This is a genomic window from Moorena producens PAL-8-15-08-1 (assembly GCF_001767235.1).
Lineage (GTDB): Bacteria > Cyanobacteriota > Cyanobacteriia > Cyanobacteriales > Coleofasciculaceae > Moorena > Moorena producens_A.
Genome location: NZ_CP017599.1, coordinates 4,966,117 through 4,987,669, shown reverse-complemented (window position 1 = coordinate 4,987,669; position 21,553 = coordinate 4,966,117). Strand labels below are relative to the sequence as shown.

The window sequence follows — 21,553 nt, the reverse complement described above, 5'->3', positions numbered from 1 at the left end:
TGATAGCTTACATTCAACCTTAGCCTATTGGCCACGGGTGCGCGTTCAACCCTATGGACTCTAGTCATTCAAGACCGGCTCCAGCAACATTGCCGTACCTACAGGAAAAGGATAGGATATATTGTCGGTCAGAGCAGACACTCGATAAAGCATCGCTCCCCCTTCTCGATTTTGTTCTACCCCATCCATCACAATGCGCAGGACATTGCCTGGTTTGACCGGTTTATTCAAGGTCACCGTAAGAGCCATACCACCTTCAGGACTCTTAGACACTGCTGTGGTTGCTGCCACTCTCTCACCAAACTGATTAGTAACCGTTGCTTTACGAACACCAGCCAGATTGGTACATTCAATCACAACAGCATTTATTGGAAACGCAGCCACAGCAACGGTAATAAAATGCCTATCCCCGGCAGCTCCAGCAATTCCAGCGCTGGCAACATAGGGAGCATTCGGCACAAAACCCGCTTGAGCCTGAGCCGCTGGTACCAGACTAGGGATGGCTATAGGCAGCACAGATGCGGCGAATGCTAGGGCTGAAACTGCTCCGAAAACTTGTTTTTTCATCACTCAATCGTCTTGGGATACCAGACTTAAAGAACTGTTGAGTTGATTTTAAAGAAGACCTATGGAAATTGTCTGCCTGAAAAAATCGGGAATTTGACCTAGATTTGACTGGGGCATCTGCTGGTAATAGTCGTAAAAAATTGGAAAAAATTGCTTGATTGCACGGAAATTTTGGCAATTCTATGTCAAAGTAAAGCTAGTGTTTGGTGTGTTGGCTTTCAACCTAGTCAATGATGGCAGACGAAGCCCTAGCTGTTTTGGACACAATTTTGCCCGATTACTCCTTCAGTAACCTTCAAGAGACCGTCTTCTGTGAAGTTTGGGAAGGGAAGACTTATGCTGAGATTGCGGAAAGCTGCGGGTATGAGCATAGTTACATTAGAGATGTAGGATTCAAACTTTGGCAACGTCTCTCTGTGGCTCTCAAACAAAAAGTTACCAAAAGTAATGTCCGCTCAGTTTTGAGGCGGTACTCCCGAGCTCAGCTATCCTCTCTAGGGATTTATGGCTATCACGACAGGATAAAAAGTAGCTTCGGGAATTCCCTATACCCTGCTCTGGTACCAGAGCTAGACTTTCCCAGTGGACCGGTACCACTAAACTCCAATTTATACATCGAACGTCCTCCTATTGAAGCACTAACCTACGCAGAAGTTAGGAAACCAGGTAGCCTGATTCATATTAAAGGCCCCAGACAGAAAGGAAAGACTTCCCTAGTGCGAAGGATTGTAGCTTATGCCAATAAGCAGGGCTTTCGTACTGTTACTTTAAGTTTACACCGAGCTGATTCCCAAGTTTTCACCAACCTGGATAAGTTCTTACGTTGGTTTTGTGCCAACGTCACTCGGCAATTGGGTTTATCGCTTCAACTCGATCACTATTGGGATTCTGACATTGGCTCTAAGGTCAGTTGCACCACTTACTTTGAAGACTATTTGCTAGAGGAAGTCGATAGGCCAATTGTTATTGCTTTAGATGAAGTCAATCAAATTTTTGAGTATCCAGAACTTTCTAGGGATTTTCTGTCTTTGCTACGCTCTTGGTATGAGGATGGTAGAGAACTGGAAATTTGGCAAAAGGTAAGATGGGTGATAGCTCATGCTACCGATGTATATGTGCCACTAAAACTTAATCAGTCTCCCTTTAATGTTGGCCTAGCCATTAAACTCCCAGAATTTACCAATGAGCAGGTGCTAGACTTAGCCCAGCGTCATGGTTTGAATTGGGTAAAAGGTGACCAAGCCATGAAACGTCTTGATCCTTTAGTGACTATGGTAGGTCGTTGTCCCAGTTTAATTCGTCTTGCGCTATATCATCTGACAAAACAGGATGTTAGCTTAGAAAAATTACTAGAAGAAGCCCCAACTCAAACTGGAATTTATAGTAACTATTTGCGTTACTATTTAGCCGCTTTGTTACCCCATACTGACCTAGTCGCTGCTTTTAAGGAAGTAGTCATGGCGACAGAAAGTGTAGAATTAGAAGCGCTCACTGCCTATAAATTGGAAAGCTTGGGTTTGATCAGAATTCAGGGTAATCGAGCCACATCTAGCTGCGAACTATATCGTCTATTTTTTAGAAATCAATTTCTCAATGGAATAAGAGTTAGTGGTGATTAGTTATTAGTCATGGTAAGCATTAAGCTATCAGCGTGTCGCGTATCAGCTATCAGCCATTAGCCTTGGCCTATGGCCAAGCCCAAGGCTAATGGTCACGCTACGGGAACAGTTAATATGAAATCCGGCTAAATAGTTACTGTTAAGCATTTGCATCCTGCCAAAGCCTGAAAATGGCTTAGTCCCCGGATCAACTCAGGCTGTTTGAGCATTACGCAACAGCGATTAGTTGACACTCCCCGCCCTGGAAGGAAGGGGATTCTTGCTTCTACATTCGCGTAGCGTGGCCTACGGCCTTGGTGACTTGTTATCCCTTGCCGGAGCCAGAAAAAATAGAGGTCTCATCTCCACAAGCGTACTTGGTCTATGACCCAGGTTTCGGTGTGCCGGAAACGAAACCTTAGAATAGTGGAGCCTTAATCAAAAGCGATGCAGCAAGGGAACAGGGGGTTTCCCCCATGACCGCGCTGCATCAAGAAAGGTTAAAACTTTTTACACAAGCGCCGACTAACTATAAAGGCTCTACTATTCTTACGGTAACTTCTAACCCCACCGTACCTAATCTAGTTAACAAGTTAGATAAACTTTTTATTGATATTATGTTTTCGTAGATATCCAAATGGTTAGATTTGATTATGCAATAAGCTGATATCTTAGCTTATTTTTTACATCATCTACTTATTTTAATATCATGCTTATCTATATAGCAATTCTATGAATTGTGAGGTACAAATTTCTGGTTTTTAGGGAGCAGGGAGCAGGGACTGAGGCCGTAGGCCACGCTACGCGAACGGAGCAGGGAAGAGGGAAAAGGGAAGAGGGAAGAGGTAAAAAATAATGTGTACCTCATGAGTCCTAGAAACGCTATATCATTAATTTTTTTAAATTAACACGATGCGAGCAAACCGTCAAGTCTTAATTTCCCAAAAAGCCGTCCCTAGAAGTTACCGTAATAAAGAAGCCTTTAAAGGGGGCAGGCTATGAGCAGAAGGGTTAAAAATTATTAATTAAGGCTTCTTTATTATAAGGTTTCTATAAGGACGGGGCGCGATTACCCAAATTTTTTGGTAAAGCCGACGCTTCGCGAACACATCGCGAACACATAGAAGTTGCTCTAACTCCTGGATGTTCTCAAAGGTTCGGTTAGCAATCGGCTGATCTCAGGCAATTAGAAGTGATTTGGGTCGCAGATCGATGATTCGGGCAAGAACTTTGCTCATGCAGTCCAACAAGAAAATCGGGAGCATGTGCGAGTGGAAGTGATTGATCGAACATCAAAGGAATTTGAGATTCTACCTTGCGCGATGGATTGTCGAACTGACGTTTGGTTGGCTCAACGGATTTCGGGGTAAGAGTCACGGATTATGAGTTGTACACGACCAAAGCGCGAAGCGATGAAAAATGGCTCGCTTATTCGTTTAATAACTCGCCGATTAGCGTCTTAAGCTTTTATTTACAAATCAGCTCTGAGAAGTGCCATATAATCAGCGTGCAAGCTGAAAAAACACTCAATTAGGAGCATCAAATGAGTAATTACGTAATCGGAGGATGGACTCAATCAACTTCAAATCAACCACCCGACGAGAGCTTTGCTTACACCATGTATGGCATGATCACTAATCTCAATGGTTTAACATCTGGAACTCCTAGTCAGCCAGGTTGGAGTCCAACAGATACACCTCCTCCCGCAATCCCAGGAAAAGTGCTATGGACTTATGGAGGTCAAGCATGTACTCCAAACGGTATGCCTGACAGTGATCAAAATGTAAACGATATTATATCTGCAACGAATTCTAGTGGGTGGGATGGAGTAGATTTTGATGATGAGTGTCAGATGAACACTGATATGATCATTAACACTATGGAATCCTTGAAGCCAAAAGAAAGTAGTTACACATTTTTGGCAGGTTGGAACTATAACAACCCAGACCAAAGTGATGAGGGTAAGCAAATAAATCAAAATGTTCAAAAAATTGGCGCTACTGGTCTGTGTGATCGTTTTATTCTGATGTGTTACGCTGACGCAATGTGGCCTATGCCTGACATTCAGAATAATGTTGGACCGGCGATCGAGAGAACTATCGAAAATCTAGGAAATGATAGCAATAAAAAGGTTATTTTGGCCCTCACGCCAGCTGGTCTCAATCAGGAAAACTTAAATTATTTTCTTGAGCAAGTTACAAAATATGATATAGGTGGGTTGTTTATTTGGGAGTTTCCTAATCTGTCGGCTAGTGATCTAGAGACTATCAAAAATACCTTAGGTATTTCCTGATCAGACCAGTGTCTTGTGAGTTAGAAGACTAGCAAAGTACTGCTCAATCTCTGCCCCCGGGTGCTGCTGTAACTCCTCTACTCCCTCAGCCAGTTTTTTTTCCAGGCTTCTTGCTTGATGGGCTCAAGCTGGCTGATGGTCGCGACGGGGCAGGCGCAGCCGAAACTCCATCTGCTTAAGATCTTCCCAACCTCGTTGGGGCGCAACCCAACCACCGAGCAATCGACTCATCCAATCAGCTACCTTGGAACTATTCCACAAGCCGCTATCATCCATAGGGGCTTCTATGGCTTCTAGAAGTTGGGCTTGTTGAACCCTCGCCGTAAATCTGTAAATACCTATAGTTAGTGGAGGTAAGCGGACTCGAACCGCTGACATCCTGCTTGCAAAGCAGGCGCTCTACCAACTGAGCTATACCCCCAGGCAATGACCACTCAAGCTAAATCAAGCTTAGTTAATCAACTGCACTTTTGTTATTATACAACATCCAAGTGGAAAGTCAAGCAAGATAGCCAAAAAATTTTCCCATAGACATCGCAACAGTACTATTACCATAGCAGGTTAATGCGGGGTCTTACCATACGTCACTATAGTAAATAGTGAGGCACTTTCCGACTCAGGACTCAAAACTCAGCACTATTTTCACCCCTTAACCGGATCATGACCCAGGTAGTAGCAACATTTTACAAATTTGTCAGATTGCCAGACTTTGCCGATAAACGACCCTCCTTACTAGCTCATTGTCAAGCTCAAGGCATCACAGGAACGATTCTCCTCGCAGCAGAAGGCATTAACAGCACCATCGCAGGCTCCCGTCAAGCCATTGATTCAGTCCTAGCGTTTCTCCGTTCCGATCCCCGTCTGGCCGACTTAGAGCATAAAGAATCCTACACCGACTCCCCCCCATTCAACCGCCTGAAAGTCCGGTTAAAGAAAGAAATTGTCACCATCGGTTTGCCAGAGGTTGACCCCAATCAGCAGGTAGGTACCTATGTTAATCCCCAGGACTGGAATGCTCTAATTTCCGATCCAGACGTAGTCCTGATTGACACCCGCAATACCTATGAAGTAACTATCGGAAGCTTCAAAGGTGCCCAAAATCCCCATACTGACTCATTCCGACAATTCCCTGATTATGTTCGCCATCACCTCGATTCCACCAAAGACAAAAAAGTAGCCCTGTTTTGTACAGGGGGTATTCGCTGTGAAAAAGCCTCATCGTTTATGTTGAGTCAGGGGTTTAAACAGGTCTATCATCTCAAAGGTGGCATTCTCAAGTATTTAGAACAAGTCCCAGAAGACGAAAGTTTATGGGAAGGGGAGTGCTTTGTTTTCGATCAACGAATTGCTCTCAAGCACAGGTTGGAAGCTGGAACCCACCATATGTGCTACGGTTGTGGCAATCCAATTTCCCAAGCTGATCTCAATTCTCCTAAATATATCAAAGGTGTTTCTTGCCCTTACTGTTTTGATGATTTCACCAATGAAGCATAAACGTCAGCGCTCAGCGCTCAGTGGTCAGTGGTCAGCCGTCAGCCGTCAGCCGTCAGCCGTCAGCCGTCAGCTGACGTAACAGAAATTAAACCAATGCTTACCTGTTTGCTTCAAAAGCACCATCTGTAGCACCATCTGTAGCGCTAATCGCTGACCGCGCACGCGTGCGCTTCGCGCATATGCTTACCTTCATACTTCTGACTTCATACTTCTGACTTTTTTAGCGCTAGAGTCAATCCATCAGCAATCGGTACCAAACTAAGGGTTACCCGTTGGTCTTGAGAGAGCTTTTGATTAAATGCTCGAATTGCTTCAGTTCTGTTATCGACTACCTCAGGATCGGCTACTCGCCCCGACCAAAGGACATTATCCACAGCAATTAGTCCACCTATACGCACCAGTTTCAGTGCTTGCTCGTAGTAGTTTTCGTAGTTCCGTTTATCAGCATCAATGAAAGCAAAATCAAACGTACCTGCTTGTCCTTCTTCCACCAACCGATCCAGAGTGTCCAGTGCTGGGGCAATTTGCAAGTCAATTTTGTCAGCTACTCCAGCTTTTTGCCAATAGCGACGTGCGATCGCAGTATACTTCTCACTGATATCACAAGCAACCACCTTTCCCTCTGCTGGCAAAGCTAAGGCTACAGCTAAAGCACTATAGCCCGTAAATACCCCCACCTCTAGAGTTTTCTTAGCTCCCATCAACTGCACTAGTAAGGCCATAAACTGCCCCTGTTCAGGAGCTATTTGCATCCTAGCCATGGAATGCTCTGCTGTTTCGACCCTCAGCTGGGTCAAAACGTCTGGCTCTCTTACAGAAACAGATTTTAAGTAGTCGTTAAGCTGCTTGTCTAGTCCAAAGGTTTGATTAGCCATTGATAGTTAGCCATTGATATTTAGTTTGCTCAAAGCTATTATTTTCCAGAGGTTGCTCAATCTATAGCGTTAATCATACTTATGAGTTACCTTCAAGTTTCTTATACCAAGTTGCCCTCAAAGGTACAACTTTCTCTTCCGCCAATCTCCCTATCTCCCTATCTCCCCATCTCCCCATCTCTCCATCTCCCCATCTCCCCATCTCCCTATCTCCCTATCCAACCAATCTACTCTCTTTGAATGCAACTCGGTATTAACCCTACTCCCTACTCCCTACTCCCTACTCCCTTCGCTAAATGATAGTATTCATCGTTAATTTTTCATCAGTCTATGTTGCTTTGGTTATTCCTTGCTGTTCCCTATTGGTGGGATGATTTGTACAGTCGAACTTCCCCTAGCCATAGGGAAAGTAAATCCTTATCCTGGAAAAAGCAAGTGCTCAATTAAGGGCTGAGGGCAAAAAGCAAGACATGGGACGTATATTTATTTCAGCAGGTCACGGTGGCATGGAAAGCGGTGGTCGTGACCCAGGGGCGATTGCCGGTGGGACAACAGAAGCCGAAGAAATGATTCGGCTGCGAGATATAGTGGTGCCAGAATTGCGATCGCGTGGGTATGAAGTATTATCTGTTCCTGATCAATTAAGTTTAAGGCAGACAATTCAATGGATTAATGACCGTGCTCGTTTTGGTGATGTAGCGCTAGAGATTCATGCTGACGCCTTCTCTAATCCTAACCTCCGAGGTGCCTCTGCCTTCTACATTTTCAATAACACTGAGCGCAAGAAGCATGGTGAACTAATGCTGCGCTATTTGATCACACGCCTTCCTGAACTACCCAATCGAGGAGCAAAACCCGATACGGACTCAGGTGTTGGGCGTCTTGCCTTTTGCCGTGATGTTATCCTGCCCTCCCTACTGCTCGAAGTTGGCTTTCTGACTAATCCCCAAGACCGTGCTCTGCTCCAGAATCGACGTCGTGACATGGCCCTAGGCATAGTTGATGGACTGGCCCAATGGAGTAGTTTGATTTCTGGTGAACAGCCACCCGATCAATTCAATCCCGTTTATCCGATCATTGATATTAAAATCAATAATCAGACTTACGATGATCGAGGTGTTCTAATCAATAGCAATTCTTACATTCCCATTGACCTAGCCGATCGCCTAGGAGTCGATTTGACCACCGCTGACAATGTCCGTCGTGTGCAATATCGGGGAGTCGTGTATGTTAAAGCCATTGAACTAAGAGATTATAACATCTTCGTCGGTTGGGATGCTGCCACCCGCACTGTGATTTTGCGCTCAATTTCCCAGAAAGTCTGTCCAGGTCTGATTGACCGGATTATGGGTCATGGTAGCACCTCCGAAGTCCAGTTACAGATATTTCTTAAAAACAATAATCAGAACGGCCTGACTCAGTTTCCTGACCTACCTAGGCTCTATCGAGAAGAAGCCTCAGTGGAGGGAGTCAACTATGACATTGCCTTTGCCCAAGCTTGTGTAGAAACTAACTTCCTACGCTTTAGCGATCGCCTTAGACCTGAGCAAAATAATTTTGGTGGTTTGGGAGCAGTGACTAGTGACGAAGAAGCGACTTTTCCTAGCGCTAGAATTGGAGTCCGTGCTCATATCCAACACTTGAAAGCCTACGCCAGTCAGGAACCCCTAGTCCAACCCTTGGTCGATCCCCGGTTTCGCTTCGTTACCCGAGGGATTGCTCCCTTAGTGGAACAGCTCAGTGGGCGCTGGTCAGCTGACTTAGATTACGGCAAGCGAATTATCGCCGTTGTCAGACGTTTATATGAATCATCTAACCTGCTTTGATCCCGATTCTCGATTCCCGATTCCCGATTCCTGATTCCTGATTCCAACTCAAGCAACTCTTTAACTAGTGACATACTCCCACACGCTCATCAGAGATTACAGTGTGGGCTTCTTGCCAACTCCACCCAACGGTATCGGCTTTCGCCGACGCTGCGCGAACGGATACGTAGGCTTGCTTTATTGACGACACGGTCAGAAGTTACCGCAAGAAGAGTGGAGCCTTTATGGTTAGCAGGCCATGCATAAAAGAGGTGCGACCCGTGGCGAATTTAATTCGCCAACGGAAAGCGCACCTTTGGTTAAAACTTTATGATTAAGGCTCCACTCTTCTAAGGTTTCGTCTCCGGGATGCCCCGACCCACCGGAACAATACAAAAAAATTATGTTTTTCAGTTAGTAGGTGGCGGTTAGCTCTTAATTTGTCTTTCCTACTTCCTTTATTATAGACAATATCAAATCGTAATTGTTCCCCTATTACATTATCTTGTGCAAAAGAAGCCCCACACCTAATGCGCATTAGGTGTGGGGCTTCTTTTGCCGGACAGCTAAGCTGTCTTGAAAAACCGAATAATTTCTCGGACATGGTCGAGGAATTCACTATCTGTAGTTAATTGTGCGATCGCATTTTCATAATCCCGAGCTAAACGCTGGTGTTCCGCATTGTTATTAGCTTCCAGTTGTGCCATTGATGCTTCAAGTTGGGCTAAGCCTTTGCGAGTCTCTTCCCAGTAACGCTGATGGGTTGCCACCCAAGAGTAAGGTTCTTGTGGGTCTAGTTGCTCTTGTAGACCTTTGACAGTTCTTTCGAGAGCTTCAAAACGATTCCGTAGTTCCATTACATCTCGGCGAGGATAGGTAAACTCTTGCCGGATCATTCTTAATCGGGCTGCTAAATACTGGTAAAAACGTACCGCTGGACGCAAAGCAGTTAAAAGCAAAGCTGCTCCCGAACTGACGTAGCCCACAGCACTAATCCCAGTAGCAGCAAGGATGTACAAACCCACAGCAGATAAAACGTGAAGGGCGATTGCAACGGTTAGCGATCGCTTAGCTATCATTTCCACGTAGTTTAATTGCTTCGGGTCAACCGCAATCTCATTTGCCCTGGAAGCCGACCCCTCTGCTAAAACTTCCCTAGCTTCTAAGTGGACATTCCACGGAACTGTCACAATCACCAACAGCCACCAAAAGCTAGCCACACCAATCACCCAATCTAGGAAATGACCAGTACTGATGTGCAACCATTGCAACAGCCCAAACACCAATAGGGTTAGAATTCCTAACCCAGTCCCTACACCAGCAATATTAAATAACATCCTAGCGACCTCCGACGGATTTTTAGCCTTGATCCCATCATGCTTAGAGATCACCCTCAGGCTCGAAAACCTTGTGATAGTTTCGTCAGCTTCACACTGATATTTAGGTAAGCATATGCGCTACGCGCATATCAGCCGTCAGCTGTCAGCCGTCAGCTAATCAACGGTAGGTAGTTGCTAGTGCTGCTTCAGGGACGGACTCACCCTCATTTTCTCGGTAGCCAGTGTTGGGACAATCCGCCTGGGGATGAAACTGGCAAGATGCCCGTTCCACGCTTGATGCCCATTCCACCCACCAGGTCAAACAGTTTTTAGGAGATGCACCCTGCTCCTTTTACTCATCCGACCCCGTGCAGTGAAAGCGCCTAATAGCTGATAGCTGATACGCGACACGCTGATAGCTTATGTATCCTTAGCTACTTTTGCTCAAATTTCATGAATCAAAAATAAAACTTAAACAATTAGAACCAGAAACATTTAATCTAAAAGTTAATCATTATAGCTTGAAGCAGTTGTCTTAAAATTGACAAATCTTAAAAGCTCAGTACAGATGCTGAAAGAGAGAGGTAAGTAGCATGAAAAATTCTTTAAGACAAAAATTACCACAAAAACTAGCCACCTTCGCCACCGTTGCCCTAGCCACTGCCTTCTCAGCAATCAGTCTTGGCAACCAAACCTCCGCCGCTACCTTCGAGCAAAAACAAGTTGAACAAGGCAAGTTTATTGCTGTAGCTCAACCCTTTGGGGCAAATTCTCATCAACTGCTGATCATAGAACAAAAATCCAACAAGCGAGCCTGTTGGAGCGAAAGTGGTACTAACCCAGTGATCGTAGACCCACTGCTGTTGAACTTTGACTTTACTGGCATTTGCGGACGCAGTACTGATAGCAATGGCTATTCCATGCGCATGGCTGGTGAAGATCTAGGACTCGATTACATCCTCAGCATTGTTGAGCGTAATGGTGAACTGTTGCTAGTGGGTAAGCACCGTCTTGATCGTAAAGCTCCTGAAGTCATCATCGGCAGAACTGGTGGTATTAGCCAGGGCTTTATGAAAATTTTTCTGCAGCCCGGTTGGGAATTTGCCAAGAGAATGTTCAATGGCAAAGAGCTAGGTCACGTCTACCTTGCTACTAATTCACCCCTAGGTAACACAGGAAGTAGTGATCCATCCGACCTTCCCCCACTTCCGCCACGGGAAACTTCTAAATTTCGGGATATTACTAATGATGTCTATGCCTCAGAAATTGAAAAAGCTGTAGCAATGGGATTTATTGCTGGATTTCAGGACAATACCTTCAGACCTCAAGGGTTTCTAACCAGAGAACAACTCGTGTCTATGGTAATTGAAGGCTTAGGTAAACTGCCAGGTGCTAATATTACTGTCCCCACTCAAGCCTCAGGGCGGCCCTATCAGGATGTTGAGGCTGGGCGCTGGAGTGCTGCCAAAATTCAATGGGCGAGGGACAACAACATTGTTAGTGGCTATCCTGATGGCACCTTTCGACCAAATAAGTCCGTAACTCGCGCCGAATTGATGGCAGTACAAAAAAAAGCTGCTGAATTTGCCAAAAGCCTCCAAGGGCAGCCAGGGGTACTCGTTTCTAATGGGTCAGTCACACAATTTTCCGACACTGAAGGTCACTGGGCTGTCGCTCTGATTTCTGAAATGTCTGGCTACTGCCAAGTGGCATCTCCCCTAAACGAAAGGGGTAACGCTTTCTTCCCCAATTCTGAAGCACGCCGGAACTATGCCGCTGCTGCTACTCTGCGTATGCTCAACTGTGTGCAGCAGCCCATTACTCAGAATCAGTAGGACATTAGCCTTTAAGAAGGCAGCAAGAAACGCCTGTTGCTCACAAGATCAAGTAAACAACGTAAGGTATCAGCTAATGCGCTACGGGCATTAGCTGATAGGTCATAGCTGATAGCTTACATCAGCCCATTCTAGCGTTTTTCGCAGTTATGAGGTACATTTGTCATCGACGTTGATTCCCTGTCTTGATCTAGCAAATCGCTATTAAAATTTACCTGTTTCCAGATCCGATATTCCCTAAAATCTATAAATTGTGTACCTCATAGATATGAGAATTTATAGATATCAATTCCGGTAGTCTGGGATTTAACAAAAACTCAATTGAACACTGCCGTAAAGTCTATAGTGTTTTGCTACCTTCCTGAACTCTGCCTCTTGGGCGTTTTCCTTCTCTTGTCACCAACCTATAGAGATCTAAACGAGAGATCTAAACGTGAAGACTATTAAAGAATCCGGAAAAAAAACTGTAAAGATTTAATAAAGTAAGTAATTTTATAGTGACATTTACTCATAATTATGTCATCTATAGTAATGGTTATTTGTGCTTATCAATAACAAGTCATAGACTTACTATAAAAATCTAATTTTAGCTATTGTTGAATCATAAGCAATATACTTAGTTAAGTGAAAGTGAACAAGATTTCGATTACAAAAATTGTCAGATCCAATCTAGGAATTTGTAGTTAGCAATTCCTGTAGTAATTGTGATAATTTTTGTACCCATATCTGCTGTTCACTACTCCCTAATCCGGGAGCAGGTCTTGCGTTGCAGAACAAAAATACTATGTACCATGAGAGCAAGCTTAAACCCATGAGGGGGCTATAGATAATGTACAAATATTCTGCATAAGTGACATGCTCCCCCTATTACCTATTACCCATTACCTATTACCCATTACCTATTACCCATTACCTATTACCCATTACCTATTACCCATTACCTATTACCCATTACCTATTACCCATTACCTATTACCCATTACCTATTACCCATTACCCAGATAAGCGTACAAATGTTCTGCATAAGTGACATGCTCCCCCCTAATCCCTACTCCCTTTGCTATAGACTATAAACTCCAATACTGATTTTCCATAACCCCAAAAACTACTCTGATCTCTTTTCTACTGTTCCCTATTCCCTGTTCCCTATTCCCTAAAAAGTAGAGGATAATAGTAATTATGCCAAAATTTGAGGCAGAAGACACAACTAGGCTGAGTCTAGAGAACTACATAGTTTTTGAGAGTGACATTGCTTCCGGTGGCCAAGCTATCGAGATTTCCAAAACCAATACTACTGAACCAGGATTCATTCGTTTAACCTGGACAGAAGCTGACGGTCCTGCTGGTAACTATAATTTTAATATTGCCCATTTTGATGAAGCAGATGGCCGATCTACCCTGACACTTCGTGTCAACAATATCCCAATTAGTAGATATATTTTCAATAAAAACCCCGGAGAACAGGGCAATCCACCCATAGACATACCCAGCTCTAGTAATTATATCGGGTTGACTGGTTCTATATTTGATGGTTTATCCAATCCTAATCCGGTCTTTGAAAACGTAACACTGGCTCCAGGGGATCAGATTGAAATCTCTGCCGTGGCGGATAGTTTGGGGAATCAAACCGATGAACTAGCACGGATCGACGTTATTGAAATAACACCAGCACCGTTAGCTGATCCAGTTATTAATGTTCCTGAACTGACCATTATCCCTACTGATGGTACAGTAGCCGAAACTGTGCCAAAAAGTGGTGGTATTACCATCAGCCGCACCGGAGACATTAGTCAAAGCCTAGAAGTAACTTACACGGTCAGTGGCACCGCTAGCTCCTCAGATTACAAGCCCATCCTAACTGGTACCGTTACTATTCCAGAAGGTCAGCAGTCAGTAGATCTCAAGCTTACCCCAATCGCCGATGGTCTAGTAGAAGGGGAAGAAACTGTCATTATTACCCTTGAGAATAGTCCCAACTATCAATTAGGTCAGACTCCCAGTGCCACTTTCACCATTACCGACAATGACCAATCCACGATCACCGAGAGTGTGACTATTTTCTGGCGTAATCAGGAGACCGGAGTCAATGGTGCTTGGCTGATGGATGGTCTCGACTTAGCTCAAGCCGTGACAATTCCTTCTCCAACAGAACCAGCCGACAGTCCCTGGCAGATGCAGGGTGCAGGGGATTTCAACAGTGATCAACAACAGGATATTCTCTGGCGTAATACCTCTACTGGTGAAACTGGCATCTGGTTGATGGCAGGATCGGTGTTTGAGAATTCAGTGTCCATAACCCCAACTCCAGACCTGGACTGGGAAATTCGTGGCACCGAAGATTTTAACAGTGATCAACAACAGGATATTCTCTGGCGCAATACCTCCACTGGGGAAAATAAAGTCTGGTTAATGAATGGCACCACTGTGGCTGAGGAGGTGTTGATTCAATCGGAAGCAGTCACTAGTATTTGGGAAATGAGGGCAGCGGGAGATTTGGATGGAGATGGTGATGGGGATATTATTTGGCGCAATACTCAAGACCAAACTATTTACTATTGGAGGATGGAAGGGACTCAGTACATTGAATCAGTGTTGATCTCCTCACCAATCAGTAGTGGTCAGGAGGTAATCCATGGCACCCTCGACATCGATGATAATGGTTTCGATGATATCCTCTGGCGCAATCTCGACGATGGACAAAATAGTGTCTGGCTGATGAATGCCAATGGGTTCGATCGCCTGGAGAAGCTTGATCCACTAACCGATACCAGTTGGCAAAGTTATGTGTGAAATACGTAATTTAAAATACAAAATTTTAATTACCTAATTTAAAATTACCTAAGAGGATATCTCCCAAGTTTTTTTATACTAAATTTTGCCCCCCTAGCCCCCCAAGCGAGGGATTGCTCGCTTGGGGGGAAAAAGAGTCAATTTGTTTCTAAAAGTCCCCCGCCCCCCTAACCCCCCAATTCTGGGGGGAATTAGCGGATGCTTCGCTTTTTTACAGATGGGGACCAACGGGGGCTTGGATGTAGCAAATGAGACTTCTCAGACAACCTCTAAGTATTTAGCCAAGGACAATCAGCTAACGAGCTAAGGGCGTTAGCTGATTGCTTATATATATAGCAAGTCTTATACCCAGGAGGTACAAATCTCTGGTTTTTAGGGAGCAGGGAGCAGGGAGCAGGGAGCAGGGAGCAGGGAGCAGGGAAGAATGAAGAGGGAAGAGGGAAGAGGGAAAAAATAATGTGTACCTCATAGCTATGAGAAACGCTATAGAAACCTTATATAGCGTTTGTATTTGAGATGTAAACGTAGGAGGTATTTTTTTTTATAAAATAAAACTACGTATCTCTTTCCCCTCCTGGGAGCAGTAGGGGTGGGTTACTCTTGCTAGCATGCCTATTGCTAGCATGCCTATTGCCTATGGCCTTTTAGGGAAAGAAGTTTGTTTACAACCCAGATAGACATGCTATATAGCCATCACTTTTAAATATTTATAAAATTTCAAGATTTATAAATTAATAATTTTTGTTCATAACTTATTCAAGACTGAATTCGAAATTCTATCACTGTAAGCGCTATCAATCCAAATCCTATAAGTAGTAGGAGGCGTTATTAAATAATCATCACAGTAGAGTTCTTGTATAAGTAATGCTTATAATAAAATCTCTGGTTGGTTAACCTAATGGATTAGTTTTCTATGAAAGATAAACTCAATATTTTTATATTAGTTATTTTCTGGATAATTATATGTATTTTGTGATCACAAATTTAAGACTTATATAAAGTATCTATAAAGGAGATTTTGGGGATTGATTGTTTATACCCGTAGAATTATAGGAATGGGTGTAATGGTGTTTAAAAATTAAAGGGACGAAGGGATGCAGCGAGCTAGCACGGTCTTGGGAAGCCAGTTGCTTATCTAAAATCCCCATCTCCCTGACCATCTCCCGACACTTTGCTCTTTTTCCCTGTTCCCTATTCCCTATTCCCTAACCGCAGCGCTCCGGAAGCTTGGCTTGGGTGCATCTCATTTTTGCTGTTTGACACAGTGGTGCGTTACGGGGCGGACTGTCCAAACCCTGGCTACGAGGCGGAAAATGAGAGCCCCCCTAAAGCACCACTAGCAAGATTTTCAAATATGAGATGCACCCGCTTTGCTTCCGCTAAAAGCGAACGCATTAATTATTCTCTAGTAATCGAAAATATTGAGCAATTCTCATATCAGTAACAATAGGATAAAGATTTGATAAAATTACAAAATTTAATGGTGACATAGTATCCAATTCATGTCATCAATAAATAAAGGAATTGTTTGACCGCAAAAACTAAAGCTCTTGGTGGAAGACTATAGTATAGTGCTCAGACTATCTCAACAAAATAATGTTGGGGGAGCATCTACGTCCTCAGCGATAGGTTTGAAAACACGGAAATTAAAAACTGTGTAACTAATACAGCGGCAGATTTATGAGATTTTTCATTAGCTGTAATAATCGGTGCTTTGGTGAACGTTTAGCATAGTATTCTACTCTTGCCCATGGCTCTGTAAAGGGTATCGGAATCATGGGGTTTGAGTGGATATCGACTTGCTAGGGTATTACTTGCTGCCCAAATAAACTTCCTAAATAAAATTACCATAGCTTTAAACACAGATAAAGGTTGGAGACTACAACACTATGACGAGAATTGAAGCCGAAAATTTTTCTAGTATAACTAACTTTGTAACTACTAGTAATCCTGATGCCTCCGGGGGCGCAGTAATCACTCTATTTGATGCGGTTAATAATACTGCTTTCCCCCCTGGTACTGCTAGCACAAGCTTTAATCAACCCACTGGTACCTATGAAGTAATTATTGGTACTTTTGACGAAATAGATGGAGAAGGCTCAATCGATGTCACCATTGGCAGTACCGTTTTTCCCACCATCACTCTTAATAATCCTACCTCTACTGCTAGTGGTATCCCCGAAGCCTTGAGTTTCGTCGCTTTACAAATTAGCCCCAGCACGTTTATCCGTAATGGAGACTTGATCGAGGTTAAAGGTACCGCTGATGGTGAAGAATTCATCCGATTTGACTATATTGAATTCAACCTGACCAACGAACTCCCGGTAGCTGTCGATGATACTGCCACTACCACTGAAGATACAACAGTTAACATTAACGTATTAGATAATGACACGGATACTGAGGGAGACAGCACTCTAACGGTTATTAGTGATCCTAGTAATGGCAGTGCAGTAGTAAATGACAATGGTACCCCTGATGATCTAACCGATGACGTTATTACTTACACTCCGAATCCCAACTACAATGGACCGGACAGTTTTACTTATCAGTTAAATGATGGGGTTAACCCTGCTGACACCGCTACTGTTAACGTTACCGTTACTTCTGTTAATGATGCACCAGAAGCCGGAGATGATAGTGCCATAAGTAATGAAGATATCCCAGTTAATATTAATGTTTTAGACAATGACATTGATATTGACGGAGATTCCCTGAGTCTAACAATTGTCAGTAATCCCAGTAATGGTAGTGCTGTAGTTAATAATAATGGCACTCAAGGGGATACCACCGATGACTTTATTACTTATACTCCCAATCCCAACACTAACGGTAATGATAGTTTCACCTATCAAGTGGATGATGGGAATGGTGGTATTGACACAGCTACGGTTAATCTTACTATTAATCCCGTTAGTGATGCACTGGAAGCTGGAGATGATAGTGCTACGACTGATGAAGATACAGAAGTTAGTATTAATGTTTTAGAGAATGACTCGGATATTGAGGGAGATTCCCTGACTCTCGCGATTGTTAGTAATCCCAGTAATGGTAGTGCTGTAGTTAATAATAATGGCACTCCCAGCAATCCGACCGATGACTTTATCACCTATACTCCTAATCCTAACACTAACGGTAATGATAGTTTAATCTATCAAGTGGATGATGGGAATGGTGGTATTGACACAGCTACGGTTAATCTCACGATTAATCCTGTTAATGATCCACCAGAAGCCGGAGATGATACGGCTACGACTGATGAAGATACAGAAGTTAGTATTAATGTTTTAGACAATGATATTGATATTGACGGAGACTCTCTAAATTTAGTAATTGTCAGTAATCCCAGTAATGGTAGTGCTGTAGTTAATAATAATGGCACTCCCAGCAATCCGAACGATGACTTTATTAGCTATACTCCTAATCCCAATACTAACGGTAATGACAGTTTCACTTATCAAGTAAATGATGGGAATGGTGGTATTGACACAGCTACGGTTAATCTTACTATTAATCCCGTTAATGATGCACTGGAAGCTGGAGATGATAGTGCTACGACTGATGAAGATACAGCAGTTAGTATTAATGTTTTAGAGAATGACTCGGATATTGAGGGAGATTCCCTGACTCTCGCGATTGTTAGTAATCCCAGTAATGGTAGTGCTGTAGTTAATAATAATGGCACTCCCAGCAATCCGACCGATGACTTTATTAGCTATACTCCTAATCCCAATACTAACGGTAATGATAGTTTCAGCTATCAAGTGGATGATGGGAATGGTGGTATTGACACAGCTACGGTTAATCTCACGATTAATCCTGTTAATGATCCACCGGAAGCTGGAGATGATAGTGCTACGACTGATGAAGATACAGCAGTTAGTATTAATGTTTTAGGTAATGACATTGATATTGACGGAGATTCCCTATCTTTGGCAATTGTCGGTAATCCCAGTAATGGTAATGCTGTAGTTAATAACAATGGCACTCAAGGCGATCGCACTGATGACTTTATCACCTATACTCCTAATCCTAACACTAACGGTAATGATAGTTTAATCTATCAAGTGGATGATGGGAATGGTGGGATTGACACAGCTACGGTTAATCTCACGATTAATCCTCTTAATGAGCCACCAGAAGCCCAAAATGATAGTGCCACTACTAATGAAGATACAGCAGTTAACATTAATGTACTAGACAATGACTCGGATATTGAAGGAGATAGTAGTCTGAGTGTTGTTAGTAATCCCAGTAATGGCACTGCTGTAGTTAATAATAATAACACTCCTGGTGATCTGACGGATGATTTTATTACCTACAGTCCGAATCTCAACTACAATGGAACAGATAGTTTTACCTATCAATTAAATGATGGGGTTAACCCTCCTGCTACCGCAACGGTTAATCTAACTATTAATCCAGTCAATGATGCACCGGAAGCTGTAGATGATAGTGTCATCACTAACGAAGATACAGCAGTTACGTTTAATGTACTGGCAAATGATTCTGACGCGGAAGGAAATCCCCTGACTCTAACCATTGTTAGTAATCCAAGCAATGGGATTGCAGTAGTTAATGACAATGGCACTCCCAGTAATCCCACCGATGATTTTATTACTTACACTCCCAATCTCAATGCTAATGGATCTGATAGCTTAACGTATCAGGTAGATGATGGGAATGGTGGTATTGGCACCGCAACGGTTAACCTGACGATTAATCCAGTCAATTATCCACCGATAGCTTTAGACAATACGGTCACTACTGATGAAGACATACCAGTTAATATCGACGTAATCAATAACGACACTGATCCTGATGGCGATAGCATTCTGACGGTTGTCAAGCCTCCCAACCATGGCACTGCTGTGGTGAATGACAATGGTACTCCTGATAATCTCAGCGATGACTTTATTACCTACATTTCCGATCCTGACTACAATGGACCGGATAGTTTTTCCTATCGATTAGATGATGGTGTCAACCGTCCTGCCACAGCAATTGTTAATTTAACTGTTACTCCAGTGAATGATTCGCCATTTGCTGTAGATGATAATACAGTTACTACTACTGAAGATACGGCAGTCAACATTAATGTACTGGAAAATGATTCTGATCCTGACCAAGACAGTAGTTTGACTATTGTCAGCGAGCCCAGAGATGGCACGGCGGTGGTGAATGATAATGGGACTCCTGATGATGTAAGCGATGATTTTATTACTTACACTCCTAATCCTGGCTACAATGGCTCGGATAGTTTTGCTTATCGGTTAAATGATGGTGTCACGTTTCCTGCTACGGCTGTGGTTAACCTTGAGGTTACTTCTGTGAATGACGTACCAGAAGCGATAGACGACACGGCTACTACTACTGAAGATACAACAGTCACCATTGACGTACTAGATAACGATTCTGACCGGGATGGGGATCCGCTGACTCTCGCAATTATCAGTAATCCTAGCCATGGCACGGCATTCGTGATTGACAACAATACGCCGAGTGATCCAACCGATGACCTGATCACTTACACTCCCAATCCCGATTACAACGGATCTGACCAGTTTACTTATCTAATTAGCGATCGCAACGGTGGCACCAATACAGCAACCCTTAACTTGAATGTGACTCCTGTCAATGATCCACCAGAAGCTGTAGACGATACTGTGATTACGGATCAAGAGGTAGCAGTCACTATTGATGTACTGGAAAATGACACGGATCCTGAGGGGGATTTGCTAAGTCTAGTGGTGGTTAGTGCTCCCTCTAATGGTACTGCTGTGGTTAACAATAACGGTACCTTGGATAATATCAATGATGACTTTATTACCTATACTCCTAATCCAGGTTTCAGTGGGACTGATAGCTTCATCTATCAGGTATATGATGGCAAAGATGGCCTTGATACAGCGACTGTTGATGTTACTGTCAACTCTATCTTTACCTTTTTTCCTTCCACTCTGACTCAGAATGCCAATAATACCTTTGTTCCTTCTACTCTGACTCAGAACGCCAACAATACGTTTACTATCACTGGTGACAGCACTGGCAACGCTCAACTCCTATTCACCTTTATTAGTGGAAACGCTACTAATGTCAATGAAATTGGGGTGTTTGTAACGGATGATGACCAAGGTACAGTTAATGGTATTGCTCCTGGTCAGGAAGGCTATGTGGAAGCGGCTCTATCTAATGCTCAGACTATTTTTTCTGTGCTGTTGAATCCTGAAGATAGTGGTCAAACTACTCGTCTGATTAATAATTTTGATGTAGGCGATCAATTAGGATTTTATCTAGTACAAAATAGCACCAGAGAGGCAGTGCTAGCAGGACAAAATGCTTCTGTATTCTTCGGTGATGCTTCCTTCAATAGCGATGCTTTAGACCATATCCAAGCCCAGACTAATACTGACGGAGTCTTGACATTAAACTTTGAAGATGCTGATGACCAAGACTTTGATGACTTAGTAGTAACGGTTCAAGACGCTTCGGCTTTGACTCCGACTGTAGGGATAGGAAGTCCCCAGATTCAAGGGCAAGTGGAGCTACTGGATTTAACCGATGTGACTGGAACAGTAACACCTGAGTTTGTGGTTAGTAGTCAAGCTGTGTTTCAGAATAGCTTCGGCTTTTATCAGGTTGATGATGCCAGTGGTAAAATTGGCAATCTCAACCCCGGTGATGCGGGTTATGCAGAGCTTGCTGTATCCAACCAGATCGATTTAGCCAGTGGGGTATCCGGTGGGGTACTTTTAGCTCCGTTCCTAATTGCTAATGGCACTGTTGAAGAGTTCCTGACTCAGAATCCTACGAATCAGCAGGGTTCCGGTCTCAATGCCTACTTTAGTTTCTTGAGCGCTAACCCTGATCAATTTGATCACGTCCGCCTACTAGGAGACAATCAGTTTAGCTTTGAGGATACCTTTGGTGGTGGTGACTTAGACTATGACGACTTGGTGGTAGAGGTTATTTTCTGA

At 43.5% G+C, this 21,553-nt stretch carries 17 protein-coding genes and 1 tRNA gene; 8 read left to right on the top strand and 10 right to left on the bottom strand.

The genetic code is table 11. From position 1 onward, the window contains the following. Positions 1 to 60: 60 nt before the first annotated feature. Positions 61 to 567, bottom strand: coding sequence for a hypothetical protein (locus BJP34_RS18295; protein WP_070393583.1), 507 nt, complete (start codon positions 565 to 567; stop codon positions 61 to 63). A 230-nt stretch (positions 568 to 797) separates the two neighbouring features. Here BJP34_RS18295 and BJP34_RS18290 point away from each other — a divergent pair, with 230 nt between their 5' ends. Beyond that, complete coding sequence (locus tag BJP34_RS18290; RefSeq protein ID WP_070393582.1) at positions 798 to 2,186, top strand: AAA-like domain-containing protein; 1,389 nt, start codon at positions 798 to 800, stop codon at positions 2,184 to 2,186. A 709-nt stretch (positions 2,187 to 2,895) separates the two neighbouring features. Here the strand turns inward: BJP34_RS18290 and BJP34_RS43635 are convergent. Next, positions 2,896 to 3,033, bottom strand: coding sequence for a hypothetical protein (locus BJP34_RS43635; RefSeq protein WP_158517289.1), 138 nt, complete (start codon positions 3,031 to 3,033; stop codon positions 2,896 to 2,898). Positions 3,034 to 3,708: 675 nt separating this feature from the next. Between BJP34_RS43635 and BJP34_RS18285 the strand changes: the two genes are divergently transcribed. Continuing rightward, positions 3,709 to 4,458 (top strand): hypothetical protein, encoded by a 750-nt coding sequence (locus tag BJP34_RS18285; protein ID WP_070393581.1) that lies wholly within the window; start codon positions 3,709 to 3,711, stop codon positions 4,456 to 4,458. 123 nt (positions 4,459 to 4,581) lie between these two features. Here BJP34_RS18285 and BJP34_RS37140 read toward each other — a convergent pair whose 3' ends face one another. Both BJP34_RS37140 and BJP34_RS18280 read right to left on the bottom strand, forming a co-directional pair. Continuing rightward, positions 4,582 to 4,836, bottom strand: coding sequence for a hypothetical protein (locus BJP34_RS37140; protein WP_083305240.1), 255 nt, complete (start codon positions 4,834 to 4,836; stop codon positions 4,582 to 4,584). Continuing rightward, positions 4,807 to 4,879, bottom strand: a tRNA-Ala gene (locus tag BJP34_RS18280). Before BJP34_RS18280 ends, BJP34_RS37140 begins: the two co-directional genes overlap by 30 nt. 239 nt (positions 4,880 to 5,118) lie before the next feature. Here BJP34_RS18280 and BJP34_RS18275 point away from each other — a divergent pair. Further along, complete coding sequence (locus BJP34_RS18275) at positions 5,119 to 5,952, top strand: rhodanese-related sulfurtransferase (protein ID WP_070393580.1); 834 nt, start codon at positions 5,119 to 5,121, stop codon at positions 5,950 to 5,952. Between the two features lie 203 nt (positions 5,953 to 6,155). Here BJP34_RS18275 and BJP34_RS18270 read toward each other — a convergent pair whose 3' ends face one another. Both BJP34_RS18270 and BJP34_RS49055 read right to left on the bottom strand, forming a co-directional pair. Continuing rightward, positions 6,156 to 6,827 (bottom strand): class I SAM-dependent methyltransferase, encoded by a 672-nt coding sequence (locus BJP34_RS18270; RefSeq protein WP_070393579.1) that lies wholly within the window; start codon positions 6,825 to 6,827, stop codon positions 6,156 to 6,158. Positions 6,828 to 6,906: 79 nt separating this feature from the next. Then, complete coding sequence (locus BJP34_RS49055; protein ID WP_267876303.1) at positions 6,907 to 7,029, bottom strand: hypothetical protein; 123 nt, start codon at positions 7,027 to 7,029, stop codon at positions 6,907 to 6,909. 268 nt (positions 7,030 to 7,297) lie between these two features. Between BJP34_RS49055 and BJP34_RS18265 the strand changes: the two genes are divergently transcribed. Further along, on the top strand, positions 7,298 to 8,653 hold the full coding sequence (locus BJP34_RS18265; RefSeq protein WP_070393578.1) for an N-acetylmuramoyl-L-alanine amidase: 1,356 nt from the start codon (positions 7,298 to 7,300) through the stop codon (positions 8,651 to 8,653). 64 nt (positions 8,654 to 8,717) lie between these two features. Here the strand turns inward: BJP34_RS18265 and BJP34_RS49050 are convergent, their stop codons facing one another. The 3 genes from BJP34_RS49050 to BJP34_RS43630 all read right to left on the bottom strand — a co-directional run bounded on the left by BJP34_RS49050 (position 8,718) and on the right by BJP34_RS43630 (position 10,273). Next, the gene (locus tag BJP34_RS49050; RefSeq protein ID WP_267876302.1) at positions 8,718 to 8,843 is read right to left on the bottom strand and encodes a hypothetical protein; all 126 of its coding nucleotides are present in this window, start codon (positions 8,841 to 8,843) and stop codon (positions 8,718 to 8,720) included. A 355-nt stretch (positions 8,844 to 9,198) separates the two neighbouring features. After that, complete coding sequence (locus tag BJP34_RS18260; RefSeq protein WP_070396746.1) at positions 9,199 to 9,969, bottom strand: hypothetical protein; 771 nt, start codon at positions 9,967 to 9,969, stop codon at positions 9,199 to 9,201. Between the two features lie 160 nt (positions 9,970 to 10,129). After that, positions 10,130 to 10,273 carry a hypothetical protein gene (locus tag BJP34_RS43630; protein WP_158517288.1) on the bottom strand — a complete coding sequence of 48 codons (144 nt, stop codon included), beginning with the start codon at positions 10,271 to 10,273 and terminating at the stop codon, positions 10,130 to 10,132. Between the two features lie 271 nt (positions 10,274 to 10,544). Between BJP34_RS43630 and BJP34_RS18255 the strand changes: the two genes are divergently transcribed. From BJP34_RS18255 to BJP34_RS18245, 3 genes are all read left to right on the top strand, one after another. After that, the gene (locus BJP34_RS18255; RefSeq protein ID WP_070393577.1) at positions 10,545 to 11,786 is read left to right on the top strand and encodes a DUF3747 domain-containing protein; all 1,242 of its coding nucleotides are present in this window, start codon (positions 10,545 to 10,547) and stop codon (positions 11,784 to 11,786) included. An 855-nt stretch (positions 11,787 to 12,641) separates the two neighbouring features. Continuing rightward, positions 12,642 to 12,791 (top strand): alpha/beta hydrolase, encoded by a 150-nt coding sequence (locus BJP34_RS43625; RefSeq protein WP_070393576.1) that lies wholly within the window; start codon positions 12,642 to 12,644, stop codon positions 12,789 to 12,791. A gap of 174 nt (positions 12,792 to 12,965) precedes the next feature. Continuing rightward, positions 12,966 to 14,576, top strand: coding sequence for an FG-GAP-like repeat-containing protein (locus BJP34_RS18245; protein WP_070393575.1), 1,611 nt, complete (start codon positions 12,966 to 12,968; stop codon positions 14,574 to 14,576). A 295-nt stretch (positions 14,577 to 14,871) separates the two neighbouring features. Here BJP34_RS18245 and BJP34_RS43620 read toward each other — a convergent pair whose 3' ends face one another. After that, positions 14,872 to 15,045: a hypothetical protein gene (locus BJP34_RS43620; RefSeq protein ID WP_158517287.1), complete on the bottom strand. Its 174-nt coding sequence runs from the start codon at positions 15,043 to 15,045 to the stop codon at positions 14,872 to 14,874. A gap of 1,420 nt (positions 15,046 to 16,465) precedes the next feature. Between BJP34_RS43620 and BJP34_RS18240 the strand changes: the two genes are divergently transcribed. Beyond that, positions 16,466 to 21,553, top strand: a complete 5,088-nt coding sequence (locus tag BJP34_RS18240; RefSeq protein WP_070393574.1) for an Ig-like domain-containing protein — start codon at positions 16,466 to 16,468, stop codon at positions 21,551 to 21,553.